The organism is Pseudomonas sp. CCI4.2, assembly GCF_034350045.1.
Classification (GTDB): Bacteria; Pseudomonadota; Gammaproteobacteria; order Pseudomonadales; family Pseudomonadaceae; genus Aquipseudomonas.
In genome coordinates, this window is the sequence record NZ_CP133781.1 from 94284 (window position 1) to 107466 (window position 13183).

General features: G+C 55.8%; 12 protein-coding genes. 5 read left to right on the top strand and 7 right to left on the bottom strand.

Annotation, left to right across the window (positions count from 1 at the left end; translation table 11 throughout):
- Positions 1-4: 4 nt before the first annotated feature.
- The 3 genes from RHM65_RS00445 (at position 5) to RHM65_RS00460 (ending at position 4432) form a co-directional block, all read left to right on the top strand.
- Positions 5-682, top strand: a complete 678-nt coding sequence (locus RHM65_RS00445) for a heavy metal response regulator transcription factor (RefSeq protein ID WP_322167903.1) — start codon at positions 5-7, stop codon at positions 680-682.
- Positions 672-2045, top strand: coding sequence for a heavy metal sensor histidine kinase (locus RHM65_RS00450; RefSeq protein WP_322167902.1), 1374 nt, complete (start codon positions 672-674; stop codon positions 2043-2045). Before RHM65_RS00445 ends, RHM65_RS00450 begins: the two co-directional genes overlap by 11 nt.
- Before the next feature lie 836 nt (positions 2046-2881).
- Positions 2882-4432 (top strand): sensor domain-containing diguanylate cyclase, encoded by a 1551-nt coding sequence (locus RHM65_RS00460; RefSeq protein ID WP_322167901.1) that lies wholly within the window; start codon positions 2882-2884, stop codon positions 4430-4432.
- A gap of 44 nt (positions 4433-4476) precedes the next feature.
- On the opposite strand, the gene RHM65_RS00465 is transcribed toward RHM65_RS00460, so the two are convergent.
- Positions 4477-4947: a PA2169 family four-helix-bundle protein gene (locus RHM65_RS00465; protein ID WP_322167900.1), complete on the bottom strand. Its 471-nt coding sequence runs from the start codon at positions 4945-4947 to the stop codon at positions 4477-4479.
- A gap of 225 nt (positions 4948-5172) precedes the next feature.
- Here RHM65_RS00465 and RHM65_RS00470 point away from each other — a divergent pair, with 225 nt between their 5' ends.
- Positions 5173-5406: a DUF3820 family protein gene (locus RHM65_RS00470; protein WP_322167899.1), complete on the top strand. Its 234-nt coding sequence runs from the start codon at positions 5173-5175 to the stop codon at positions 5404-5406.
- A 98-nt stretch (positions 5407-5504) separates the two neighbouring features.
- Here RHM65_RS00470 and RHM65_RS00475 read toward each other — a convergent pair whose 3' ends face one another.
- From RHM65_RS00475 to zwf, 3 genes are read right to left on the bottom strand one after another with little or no spacing between them, the layout of a single operon-like run.
- Positions 5505-6179, bottom strand: a complete 675-nt coding sequence (locus RHM65_RS00475) for a bifunctional 4-hydroxy-2-oxoglutarate aldolase/2-dehydro-3-deoxy-phosphogluconate aldolase (protein WP_322167898.1) — start codon at positions 6177-6179, stop codon at positions 5505-5507.
- Positions 6180-6196: 17 nt separating this feature from the next.
- Positions 6197-6910 carry a 6-phosphogluconolactonase gene (gene pgl / locus RHM65_RS00480; RefSeq protein ID WP_322167897.1) on the bottom strand — a complete coding sequence of 238 codons (714 nt, stop codon included), beginning with the start codon at positions 6908-6910 and terminating at the stop codon, positions 6197-6199.
- Positions 6897-8366, bottom strand: coding sequence for a glucose-6-phosphate dehydrogenase (gene zwf, locus RHM65_RS00485; protein ID WP_322167896.1), 1470 nt, complete (start codon positions 8364-8366; stop codon positions 6897-6899). Before zwf ends, pgl begins: the two co-directional genes overlap by 14 nt.
- Before the next feature lie 220 nt (positions 8367-8586).
- On the opposite strand from zwf, the gene RHM65_RS00490 reads away from it, so the two are divergent.
- Positions 8587-9456: a MurR/RpiR family transcriptional regulator gene (locus tag RHM65_RS00490; protein WP_322167895.1), complete on the top strand. Its 870-nt coding sequence runs from the start codon at positions 8587-8589 to the stop codon at positions 9454-9456.
- A gap of 74 nt (positions 9457-9530) precedes the next feature.
- Here RHM65_RS00490 and RHM65_RS00495 read toward each other — a convergent pair whose 3' ends face one another.
- The 3 genes from RHM65_RS00495 to RHM65_RS00505 form a co-directional block, all read right to left on the bottom strand.
- Positions 9531-10385 (bottom strand): D-hexose-6-phosphate mutarotase, encoded by an 855-nt coding sequence (locus tag RHM65_RS00495; protein ID WP_322167894.1) that lies wholly within the window; start codon positions 10383-10385, stop codon positions 9531-9533.
- 162 nt (positions 10386-10547) lie between these two features.
- Positions 10548-11897: a carbohydrate porin gene (locus tag RHM65_RS00500; RefSeq protein ID WP_322167893.1), complete on the bottom strand. Its 1350-nt coding sequence runs from the start codon at positions 11895-11897 to the stop codon at positions 10548-10550.
- A 121-nt stretch (positions 11898-12018) separates the two neighbouring features.
- The gene (locus RHM65_RS00505; RefSeq protein ID WP_322167892.1) at positions 12019-13182 is read right to left on the bottom strand and encodes an ABC transporter ATP-binding protein; all 1164 of its coding nucleotides are present in this window, start codon (positions 13180-13182) and stop codon (positions 12019-12021) included.
- Position 13183 lies beyond the last annotated feature (1 nt).

Consider the following 13183-nt stretch of genomic DNA (forward strand, 5'->3'; position numbering starts at 1 on the left):
GCCCATGCGCGTGCTGATCATTGAAGACGAAGAAAAGACCGCTGATTACCTGCATCGCGGCCTGACCGAACAAGGCTACACCGTGGACCTGGCCCGCGAGGGTATCGAAGGCCTGCACCTGGGCTTGGAGAGTGACTACGCGGTGATTATCCTCGACGTCATGCTCCCCGGCCTGGATGGTTTCGGCGTGTTGCGCGCGTTGCGTGCCCGCAAGCAAACGCCGGTGATCATGCTCACTGCACGGGAAAACGTTGACGACCGCATTCGCGGCTTGCGTGAAGGCGCCGACGATTACCTGGGCAAGCCGTTCTCCTTTCTCGAACTGGTTGCACGCCTGCAAGCCCTGACCCGGCGCAGTGGCGGGCACGAACCCGTCCAGATCAGCATTGCCGACCTGTGGGTGGACTTGATAAGCCGCAAAGCCAGTCGCCGCGGATTGCGCCTGGACTTGACCGCCAAGGAATTTTCACTGCTCAGTGTGTTGGCGCGTCGCCAAGGCCAGATTCTTTCGAAGACCTCGATTGCCGAGATGGTCTGGGACATTAATTTCGACAGCGACGCCAACGTCGTCGAGGTTGCGATCAAACGCCTGCGGGCCAAGCTGGATGGGCCGTACGAGGAAAAACTGCTGCACACCATTCGCGGCATGGGCTACGTCTTGGAGAGCCGCAGTGGCGACTAACTCCATCGCCCTACGCCTGAGTAGCATGTTTGCGCTAGTCGCCTTGTTGGTGTTCTTGCTGATTGGCTGGGCCTTGTACCTGCAAGTCAACAAAGGTCTCGGCCAATTACCCGCCGCGGAAGTGGACGCGCGTTATAGCGTGTTGCAATCAACGCTTACACGCTTCGGCACGCCAGAGCATTGGGCGAAGATCAGCGCCAAACTCAAGCTGCTCAGCGAAGACGACAAGCGCATTCGGTTTTGGGTAACCAGTGACAACCCGGCCTATGAATTTGGTAACCCCACCGAGGCGATTCGCGATTTTGCAAAAGGCCCGCTGGGCATGCGCGACATGACCCTGGCTGATCATGAATACCCGTTCAAAGTGTTGGTGAGCCAATTTCCGGCGAAGGATGAACGTCCGCCTCTGCGCTTTTTGATCGGCATTGATACCGATACGTTTTGGCATACCCAACACGCGTTATTGCTCGCGCTGATCAGCCTCGCGGCCATCGGCATTGTCTTCGCGTCGGTGTTGGGGTATTGGGCGGCGCGGATCGGCTTGAAACCCTTGGTCAGCCTGTCGCTGGAAGCGCAAAAACTGGCACCCCCCCGGTTATCGGGGCGCTTACAGTTATCGCCATTGCCGCCCGAACTGGATCAATTCGTCAGCTCTTTCAATTCCACGCTAGAGCGCGTCGAGCAGGCTTATTCGAGGCTCGAATCGTTCAATGCCGATGTGGCCCATGAGCTGCGCTCCCCTTTAACCAATCTGATTGGCCAGACACAGGTGGCGTTGACGCGCGGGCGCTCGGCAGAACATTACTTCGAGGTGCTGCAATCGAACCTTGAAGAACTTGAACGATTACGTTCGATCATCAACGACATGCTCTTTCTCGCCAGCGCCGACCAAGGCAGCAAAGCCACCGCACTGACCTGCACCTCAATGGCCGAAGAAGTCGCCACCACTCTGGATTATTTGGACTTCATCCTCGAGGACGCGCACGTACGCGTCGAAGTGGTTGGCGATGCCAGCGTTCGGATTGAAAAAGCCCACCTGCGACGGGCACTGATCAACCTGCTGCACAACGCCGTGCAGCACACGGCTGCGGGCCAAGTGATCCGGGTCGACATCCAGACTGAAGGTGACCACGTTAGCATCGGCGTCGCGAACCCTGGTGCCGAAATTGCCAGCGAACACCTGCCGATGTTGTTCGAGCGCTTCTACCGCGTCGACGCCTCCCGCAGCAACAGCGGCGCAAACCATGGCCTGGGTCTGGCCATCGTCAAAGCCATCGCACTGATGCACGGCGGTACTGTCTTTGTAAGCAGCCAAGAAGGCATCAACACCTTCGGCATCAACCTGCCGTTCCCGGAGCTATAGGAGACGCCCCAGCGTCTCCAACGCAGCGCTGTCGCGCAGCAAACTGGTTGGCACTGTGTGTTGTTTGAAATTGCAGCGTGTCAGGACCGAAGCCTTCCCGAATAAATTCAGTCCCACGGTTCTGGCGATGTACATATTTTTTTAAAACACTGTTTTATTACCGTTCCCGCAACAGTTCATTGAGCACATGTCTCTTTTTCAAATGCCCCCCGCCCTATATTTTCGTCGCACTTATTTAGCACTTGCCAGCAAGAAGGTTTTAAAAATGTCATCCGGTATGGGTATCGCCAGCATTTTCGTTTTGTCCTCATTTCTGTTGTCCGCATAGGCATCTGCCGAAGAGTCTCAGTCGTTCGCCGCGCAAAACGCTGCCCGCCACGCGTCGATCGAGAAGTCCCAAGCCGAAATGACCGCGAAGATCCCAAGCAAAGAGCAGACACAGGAAAAGTCGGTGGAACGTGATAATTCCGACACGACGCGAAAGAGCTGATCACTGGTTAAACCATTTCCCTCGACAGTCGATTGGACTTCACTCTTGATCGACTGTTTTTATGGCCACTGTCACCAGTGGCTTTTTTTTGCGTAACGTTTAACGAATGTCCCGCCTTTACGCCCTTTCGAGGCGTCTTTTTCGCCAGCCGACATGCAATCGCACACTCTTTAAAGACATGTCCGACTTGCAATAATTGTAAAAAAGAACTCTGATTCAACCCCGCGAAACGCACTGTGTATAAAAAACATTTACGTTTATTCAAAACACTTAATCGATTTTATCTATTTCTTTTAAATCAATAAGTTATGAAATCTGCTGTTGTTTATTCACTCAGACCTCAAAAATGAACTCAACGTTTCCTCACTATGCAAGCTCAGGCAATAGGTCCAGGCCGGAAAATATTTTGATTTTCGGTAGCACGCTGGCGGTCATCGCTATCGTGGCCATTGTCACGTCATTGCTCATCCGCGAACGTGCCAGCGCGAGGGATTTCGCTGCCCGCTCGGCGTCTAACATCGTTCAGTTGATCGACGCGGATGTACAACGCAACGCAGAGCTTTATGACACATCGTTGCTGGGCATGATTTCCGCGTGGCAACGGCCTGAGGTGCGTAATCTCACGGCGGCCATGCGCCAACTGGTGTTGTTCGACCGCTCTACGGCGGCGCCGTATAAAGGTGAATTGTTACTGCTCGACAAAAACGGGGACACCCTGGCCGACTCGCTGTCGATCATACCCAGAACCGTGAACCTCGCCGACCGGGCTCACTTTCAGGCGCATCGGGACAATCCTGACCTTGGCCTGCTGATCAGCGACCCATTTAAACTACACACGGGCTATCGCGATTGGTGCATCAGCTTCAGCCGTCGAATGTCTTCTCCCACCGGCGAGTTCATGGGCGTTGCGTCGGGAGCAATGCGCTTGGTGTATTTCAAAGAGCTTTTCAAAAGCTTGGACGTCGGCCGGGACAGTAGCGTCAGTCTGATCAATACCAGCGGTTTTCTCCTGGCACGGCAACCCGAAACAGACAGCACAAATTTGGTCGGTGAGAACTTCGGTCAGCGGCCCAACTTCAAGCGTTTTATCCAAGAAGGCACCGGCACGTTCATTAGTGTCTCCAGCATCGACAGCCAAGAGCGCCTGTATACCTTTGCCAAAGTCGGGGACTTGCCTCTTATCGTGGTCGTCGGGCAATCGATCAACGAGGTCTATGCCATCTGGCTGCGCAACACCTGGCTGGTGGGCGGCGCTACCGGCATCTTGTGCATTGGCATCTTCTGGCTGACCTTCTTGCTGTGCCGGGAATTACGCTTACGCCAAAACGCCGAACATGAATTAGCACAATTGGCGGCCACTGACAGTTTGACCGGTCTGGCCAACCGCCGGCGGCTGGACCAAGTGCTAAAAGCGGAATGGTCGCGGGGCCTGCGTTCAGGCCAACCCATGTCGTTGTTGATGATCGACGTTGACCACTTCAAGGCGTTCAATGACCGTCACGGCCACCACGGCGGCGACGAAGCTTTGCGCAACGTGGCCGCAGCGATACTGAGCAGCATTCGGCGCCCTGGTGACCTTGCCGCACGGTATGGGGGCGAAGAGTTTTGCGTGGTATTGGCGGAGACGCCGCTCGCTGGCGCGCGAATCATTGCCGAGTCAATCCGTGCCACCATCGAAGCACTACCACGGTTCGCCAATGACGAGCAACCCATCACCGTCAGCATCGGCATCGCTTCCCAGCTCAATCAGCCCGATGACACCCTCGCAAGCCTGACCAGCATCGCGGACAAGGCGCTTTACCAGGCGAAACGTAAAGGACGCAACCGCGTTGAATGCGGAATCGCCCCTATTTTCCCTGTTTCGCTAACCGCCCAACTCGGCGATTCACCGCCCTAAAAAAACGCCAGACTGACTGGCGTTTTTGTATCACTGCACGCTGATTAGCTGCGAGCACGAGCCTGATCACGCAGGGCTTTTACCTGGTCGTGATTGCGTTGTGTGCCCATCAGTTGTTCTTGAATGAGCGCGACAACGCTGGAAGGCAAGTTCTTCGAAGTGGCTTTTTCCAGAGCCTCTTTATAGGCTTTGAGCGCATGGTCTTCACCGCGCTCTACTTCATTGAGAATGGCCTCATCGCTTTTACCGGTAACGGCAGATTTCAAGTCAACCCACGCACGGTGCAGTGATGCACCTACGCTAGAGCTGTCATCTGGATCACCACCGAGTGTGCGAACTTCAGCCTGAAGTTTACGAACTGCTGCGGCGCATTCCTGCGAACGGGTGATAAAAAAGCCCTTCACGGTCGGATTCTTAATGTCCTCGGCGCTGGTATGAAAACCTTTCTCACCGTCTTTGCTGGTTTCGATCAGATCGTTAAGCACTGAAACGGCTTCTTTATTGATGTCGGTCATTTCCAATTCCTCTTTGGTGGATGATGACAATAGAGAGAGCAGCGACCGTGCCAGCTTTTATTTCAAATAATAATTGTTTAATTTCAATAGGTTATGAATTAAAAAGATCACGAAAATCGCTCTTTCTGCAAGAACTGTCGTTTGGCCTGCATGCAGAATGCACGTATCGTACGCGACATCACCGCGTGTTCGGCCCAGAGCACATCCAACTAAATGGGCGCACACATGAACCCTGAAAAACTAGAGTTACTGGTTACCCGAGAAATGCCCTACGGCAAATACAAAGGCCGACTTATCGCTGATCTGCCGGGACAGTATTTGAACTGGTTCGCTCGGGAAGGATTTCCCAATGGCGAGTTGGGCGCATTGTTGGCCCTGATGCATGAAATTGATCACAACGGCTTGGGCGCATTACTGGACCCGCTGCGCAACAGTAAACGACCCTTTCGCCCTGAATGACCAGGCTATAAAGCAGGTTCGTGCGGCCAAAAAAAACACGGGGAACCCGACCAAGGCACCCCGTGAAAAACCGTACAACAACCACCCGTAATGAATAATTAACCGAACAACGCTAACGCCTCGGCACTGGCCGCTTGAACACGGGCCCAATCACCGTTTTTGATCCAGGCGTTGTCGAGCATCCACGATCCGCCAACGCACATCACGTTAGGCAAGGCCATGTAGCTTTGCAGGTTGGCTGGGCTAACGCCGCCAGTCGGGCAAAAGCGTACGTCGACAAACGGGCCACCGAGGGCTTTGATGGCTGCAACGCCACCACTGATCTCCGCCGGGAACAGTTTGAAGCGGCGGTAGCCCAAGGCATAGCCGACCATGATTTCTGACGCGCTGCTGATGCCAGGCAACAGGGGCAGCTCAGATTCGGTGCCTGCCAACAGCAAATCATGAGTGCAGCCGGGAGTTACAATAAATTGCGCACCGGCAGCCTCTGCGTCTGCCAGCATCTTACGGTCCAAAATGGTGCCGGCACCGACACACAATTCCGGTCGCTGCTCACGCAAAACGCGAATCGCGGTCAGGCCAAACGCTGAACGCAGAGTCACTTCCAGCGTGGTCAAACCGCCAGCGGCCAAGGCATCCGCCAACGGCAGAATGTCTTGTTCGCGAGCGATAGTAATTACCGGCAAAATCTTCGCTTTAGCGCAGAGTTCGTCGATTTGGGCAATCTTGTTCGCCATGCTATTGAGCGGCAGGTTGCTTTCGATTGGCTTCATGGCGGCGGATCCTTTGCTTATGGGCACCAGTAAATCTCTAACGAGGAGTTGAGGAAGGCACGGATCGGCATTTGAGCGAGGTCATCGCCCGCCAACGCCGTGCGCAACGTGTCCAGTTTGGCCTGCCCGGAAATAGACAGAATCGGCAGACGGGCCGACGCCAACAATTGGCGAGTCAGGGTCAATCGCTGATGCGGTACCGTCGGCGCCAGCATTGGCAAGCAACGGCGCTGACCATCAAGGTTTAGTGCGTCACGCAAGTTCGGGCTGTTCGGGAACAGCGACGCGGTATGGCCGTCATCGCCCATGCCTAACACCAGCACATCAATTGCTGGCAGTTCTGCCAGCGCTAGGTCAGCGGCCTGCGCTGCCTCTTCCAGATTCGCTGCGGCGCTGTACAAGCCGACAAAGCGCGCCTTGGCGACCGGACCTTGCAATAAATAGCGCTTGAGCAAGCCGGCGTTACTGTCCGGGTGTTCCACCGGTACCCAGCGTTCATCCGCAAGGCTGATTACCACTTTCGACCAGTCCAGCACGTGCGCGGCCAGGCTCTGAAAGAACGCCACCGGGCTGCGCCCTCCTGACACCACCAAGGTGGCTACGCCATTGGCCGCAATTGCATTGATTAACTGCTCAGCCACCGCAGCGGCCAATTCATTAGCCAATTGCGCCGGCTTTGTGAACTCGTGGGCAACAAGGCCCACTGGCAGTCCAAGTTCATATATCGCCATACCATGCCCTCCCATCGCGAGTAATCAAGGCAATGGAGCTCATTGGCCCCCAGGATCCGGCGGCGTATGGCTTGGGCGCATCGCCCGCCTTTTTCCAGCCTGCGATCAGTTGGTCACACCATTGCCATGCGGACTCAATTTCATCTTTACGGACAAACAGGTTCTGGTTGCCTCGCATGATTTCCAGCAATAACCGTTCGTAGGCATCGGGGGTCCGCGCGCTGCGATAGGTGTCGGAAAAATCCAGTTTCAAAGGACCGCTGCGTAACTGCATGCCCTTGTCCAAACCCTGATCTTTGGTCATGACCTGCAAGGAAATGCCTTCATCAGGCTGCAAGCGAATGATCAATTTGTTACTGATCTGCATCCGTTGTTCAGGGGCAAAAATATAGTGCGGCGGTTCTTTGAAATGGATCACGATCTGTGACAATTTTTGCGGCATGCGTTTACCAGTACGCAAGTAAAACGGCACGCCGGACCAGCGCCAGTTACGAATATCAGCGCGCAGGGCAACAAAGGTTTCTGTGTCGCTCTGGGTATTGGAGTTCTCTTCTTCGAGGTAACCCGGTACCGATTTGCCTTCGCTGTAACCGGCGATGTACTGACCGCGTACGACTTGAGTTGCGAGGCGTTCTGCGGTGAACGGTACCAAGGCCTTGAGCACTTTGACCTTCTCGTCACGAATACTGTCGGCAGACAGGTCGCTTGGCGGGTCCATGGCAATCAGGCAAAGCAGTTGCAGCAAATGGTTCTGGATCATGTCGCGCAGCTGCCCGGCCTGATCGAAATAGCCCCAACGGCCTTCAATCCCGACCTGCTCCGCCACCGTAATTTCCACGTGGGAAATGTGATTCTGGTTCCACTGGGTTTCGAACAAGCTGTTGGCGAACCGCAGGGCAATGAGGTTCTGAACCGTTTCTTTGCCTAGGTAATGGTCGATCCGGTAGACGCGGTTTTCCGGGAAATACTGCGCCACCGCGTCGTTGACCCGACGCGAAGAAGCCAGGTCGTGACCGATCGGTTTTTCAAGCACCGCACGGGTGCGCCCAGTCAAGTTCACCGAGGCTAGGTTCTCGCAGATCGCGCCATAGACCGAAGCCGGCGTGGCGAAATAAGCGATCATCGTCTCGGCGTTGCCCACCCGTTCGGCCAGTGCGACATAATCGTCAGCCTTGAGAAAGTCGACGTGCAGGTAGCTCAAACGCGCCTGAAAACGGCTGACCACTTCTTCGTTCAATTCTGCTGCCGGCACGAAGCGGCGCAGGTGACTGTCGATGTTCGCCAAATGGTGCTGTTCGTCGCCAGGTTCACGGGCCAGCGCCAAAATGCGCGTGTCCGCGTGCAGCAGTCCGGCTTGGTCCAGTTGATACAGAGCAGGAAACAGCTTGCGCAACGCCAAGTCGCCCACGGCGCCAAACAAGGCAAAGGTGCACGGTTCAACCGTTATCAGAGGCATAATGTTTGTTCTTTTATCAAGTTAGGCTACAAATACCTTTTTTAAAGGCAGGACTCAAGGCCAAATGTAGTAATAACCACAACATTTCGTCAAAAACCAGATTCCAGTGGTGATCGACGAGGCCCATCAGTACGATAGGCCACCTTTGCCCGCACTTGGAAGACTCTCGATGACAGGCAGCCATCAGGCCCGTCTGACGCTGGCCAGACAAGGATATTAAATGGACCGCACGCGTAATCTCCTGGAGCACATTCAGGGTCGGCTTGACGATTTGAACAAGGCTGAGCGCAAGGTCGCCGAGGTGATCTTGCTCAACCCGCAACAAGCAACGCGGTTGAGCATCGCTGCGCTGGCACAGGCCGCGAAGGTCAGCGAGCCCACCGTCAACCGCTTCTGCCGCTCGTTTGGCGTCAGCGGCTACCCCGAATTGAAACTGCAACTGGCGCAAAGCCTGGCCAGCGGTGCGGCGTACGTCAGTCGCGCCGTGGAAGCTGACGATGTTCCCGAGGCTTACACCCGGAAGATTTTCGGCAGCGCCATCGCCTCGCTGGACAGCGCCCTGCAACAACTTGATCCGAACCTGATCAGCAAAGCCGTGGACCTGTTGATTCAGGCCCGGCAAATTCACTTCTTCGGCCTCGGCGCCTCGGCCCCGGTAGCGCTCGATGCGCAACACAAGTTCTTTCGCTTTAACTTGGCCGTCACCGCCCACGCCGACGTGCTGATGCAACGCATGATCGCCTCCGTGGCCCATACCGGTGAGTTGTTCGTGATCATTTCCTACACCGGGCGTACCCGAGAGCTTGTCGAAGTGGCGCGCATCGCCCGCGAGAACGGCGCATCGGTATTGGGACTGACTGCCGAGGGTTCACCACTGGCCAAGGCCAGCACCTTGAGCCTGAACATTCCGTTGCCCGAAGACACCGACATCTATATGCCCATGACTTCGCGGATCATCCAGCTCACGGTGCTCGATGTCTTGGCAACCGGCATGACCCTGCGCCGAGGCGTGGATTTCCAACCACATTTGCGCAAAATCAAAGCAAGCCTGAATGCGAGCCGGTACCCGATTGATGATGAGTTGATCTAGCATTTGGGAGGTCCGCCGCGCTGTCGCACAGCAAACACTGATCAATTGTAGGAGCGCGCCTGCCCGCGATCGGTTCAATGCACCGACCGCGCCTGCAAGCTCAAATGCGCTTGCTCCCCCGGCGCCAGGCTCAGGCTGTTGGAGCCTCCTGACGCGGCTTCGACGCAGACGAAACCCAGCGCTTCGTTACCACCGACGCCCATTAGCGGCCGATTGCCGGGGTGCCAGACGACGGTGCTGGTGCTGTCACTGGTGTCGATGCATAAGTTGCGCTGCCACGCTTGGTCTTGAAGCTGTAACTCACCGGCATGGCTGAACACTCGCTGACAGCCGCCATCGACCCGTAGTTCGCCTTTTTGCAGGCAGGCCTTTCGATTCAGTTGATCGTAGCCACGGGCGCCATCGAGCCCGCCCAGGGCCACATCGGCCACATCGCTGATGCGCCAGTAAGCGTGCAAGGCGTGGCTGAACAGACAGGGTTCGGTGTCTTGGTGCTGGGTGCTCAAGCGCAGCTCCATACCTTGACCCAAGTCGGCGTGAAGATCGACCTGCCAATCCCACAACTTCAAGCGCCACTGCAGATGAACGCCTGCCTCGTCTTCGGTGCTGTCGATCAGTTTCCAATCCAGCAACCGTGCCCAGCCATGGGAGGGCCACACACCCTCGGCGGGATGGCGACCATACCAAGGCCAGCAAATCGGCACGCCGCCACGGATAGCGCCGACCTGCGGCCAATGCGCAGCGCACCAAAGCCAAGGGTGCTGACCACGAGGCTGAAAGTGCAGTAACTGCCCGCCTTGGCGACTGAATACCGCTTGGCACCGAGGGTGATCAATCAGCAACACATCACGCTGTTGATAACGTTCCCATTGAAACGTTGGCCTGGCCCGCGACGAGGTAAAAAAACGCTGTAGCGGGTGCTCAAGCATATGCCACAGTCCTGAAAATCATGTCGCCCAAACCTTTGGTGAAGAGGTGGTAGCAGGCTTGCCCGCTGCCACCCCAGTTTCTGCACGGTTTCCCAAAAAAAAGCGGATAGCCATGGCTATCCGCAAGATGGACGCAGAGAGGAGCAGCTCATCGCAACAGCGTTAGAACACCGTCTGAATTTTCAGGCCAGCCACAACCGCGTTGTCAACTTTGTCCACGCCACCTGGGTGGGTGATGTATTGCAGGTTAGGACGCACGGTCAACCAGTTGGTCACGTGAAAGCCGTAGTTGAGTTCGTAGTTGTACTCGGTGCTGCGCAGCGGGGCGTACAACGGATTGTCGTAGTCGGTGACGCCATTGCTGGCATTGAGCAACTCGGCGTTTTTCTTCACGTCATCGTTAACATGGATACGCGCAAAACCGATCCCCATGTCATCCTTCGGACGCATATCGAACGGCCCTTTGTACACAAACATCAGCGACTGATAGTTGTCGATGAAGTTGGTGTCCTTGTCGTGGAACGTTACGTTGGCCGCGACTTGCAGACCGCGGGTAGGGTCACCGTTGTGGGTGGTGAGTTGCTGTTGTATTACGCCCCAGTAGCCGTGCTTGCTGCTGTGAACTTTGTAGCTGTTACCGGTGGTCGCTGCGTTATTGCCGTTGTCGTCCTCAAGAACGTCATTGGCGTTGGCTGAGCTCTTGTAGTAACCCACACGGTACTCGCCCGGCAGACCGTTGGGGTTCGGCGACCAGACCAGTTCGACCGGTATGAGGGCACCCTTGGTCCCACTGCCGCTGAGCTTGAAGCCGTTGCCGTGTTCCAACTGCGATGGGTTCTGGTCGTACACACCGATCTGAGCATAAAACTCAGGGGTAATGTTGTACTTCACGCGCAAAGCGGCCTGCATGACTGGCCAGTTGTACCAAATGTTCGTCGCCCAGTTACCCGCTTGAGAACCGCAGAACGCCAGGTTCTGGAATTCGCAAGGGAACGTGTTGAAGTCTTCACCTTCACCGAAGTAACCGGCTTTGATGTCCAGCTTGTTGTCGAGGAACTGATGCTGAATCCACAATTGGGTCAGACGCACCATGTGGCCACGGCCGTAAACTTCTTGGGAAGAACTCAAAGTGCCAGCACGCGGATCGCCAACACGGTCATTGGAGATGTTTTGACCATTACGATTGGTCAGCTGGATCTTGGCCTGGGTGTTATTCCAGCCCACCAGCTTTTGCAGGTCTAACGCGACGCCCAGACCAAACTGGTCAGAGTAACGCGCGGTCTTGTCGTTGTTGTAGCCACCGCTCAGGTTGCCGCCTACTTCACCGACGTAGTCCGCCTTGATGTCGATACCCTGCTCGATCAGCTTGGTCCGCTCGCCGCCCCAGTCGCCAGTCATCCATTTGGAATCGGCGCTGAAAGCCTCGTCTGCCATCGCGTTGGCAGAAAGAACCAGCGCTGCAACCGCTGTCAGCTTGCAGAGCAAACGGGTGTTGTTGCGTTGCTTTTTCATCCCTAAATCCTCATTTTATTTTTATTAGCTTGTTAGTACGTGGTCTGCAGCATTTGCTCCGTATTGCTGGCCGACCGCCCTTCACGGCAGAATCGATCAACCAACTGTGCTCAAGCAGCCGTCACTGGCTACGGTTTATCTGTGTGACATTACCCACACGCTCAGTGGGTTGTGGCTTTCCCAAGACACCCAAACGTTCACCGCTCTTGGCGTCGAACAGCAGGACTTTGGACGGATCGAACTGCAAGGTCAGCGACTCGCCCACCTGCGGTGCGACATCGGGTGCCAGGCGGCAGCAGACCTTGCTGCCATTCAGCAAAACGAATACCAGGGTGTCAGGCCCGGTTGGCTCGGTGACCTGAACTTCAGCGCGAATAGTCGGTAACCCATTGGCTTCAACGGGCGCCAGAACGATCTGCTCCGGGCGCATGCCGAGAATCACTTCACGATCCTCAAGCCCTGCGTCGAGCATGGACAACGGCAGTTCGCAGCGTGCTTGCCCGCTGTCCAATAGCGCCAACAGGCGTCCGTCTTTGCGCTGAAGACGCAATGGGATGAAGTTCATGGGTGGCGACCCGATAAAGCTTGCCACGAACAAGTTGGCCGGATCGTTATAGATCTGCTGCGGCGTACCGAACTGCTGGATTATCCCGTCTTTCATCACGGCGACTTTATCGCCCAAGGTCATGGCTTCAATCTGGTCGTGGGTAACGTAAACGGTGGTGGTCTTGTTGCGCTGGTGCATCAATTTCATTTCGGTGCGCATCTCAACCCGCAACTTGGCGTCGAGGTTGGACAGCGGCTCATCGAACAGATTGATTTTAGGCCGACGCGCCAAGGCACGACCCATGGCCACACGCTGTTGTTGGCCGCCAGACAGCTGCCCAGGTTTGCGGTTAAGCAAGTGCTCGATTTGCAGCAGTTTGGACACCCGGGCGACCTCTTCCTCGATCGCCGCGGGGGACATTTTGCGGATCTTCAGACCAAAGGAAATGTTTTCGCGTACGGTCATGGTTGGATACAGCGCGTAGGACTGGAACACCATCGCGATGTCACGATCCTTGGGGCTCATGCCGCTGATGTCAGCATCGTCGATCAAAATCGACCCGCCACTGATGCTTTCCAGCCCGGCGATGCAATTCATCAACGTCGATTTACCGCAGCCGGACGGACCCACCAGGATCAAAAACTCGCCGTCATTGATCTTCAGCTCGATATTTTTCAAGGTGTCCGGCAAACCGCTGCCGTAGGTCTTGTTGACGTTACGTAATTCTAGAGTTGCCATG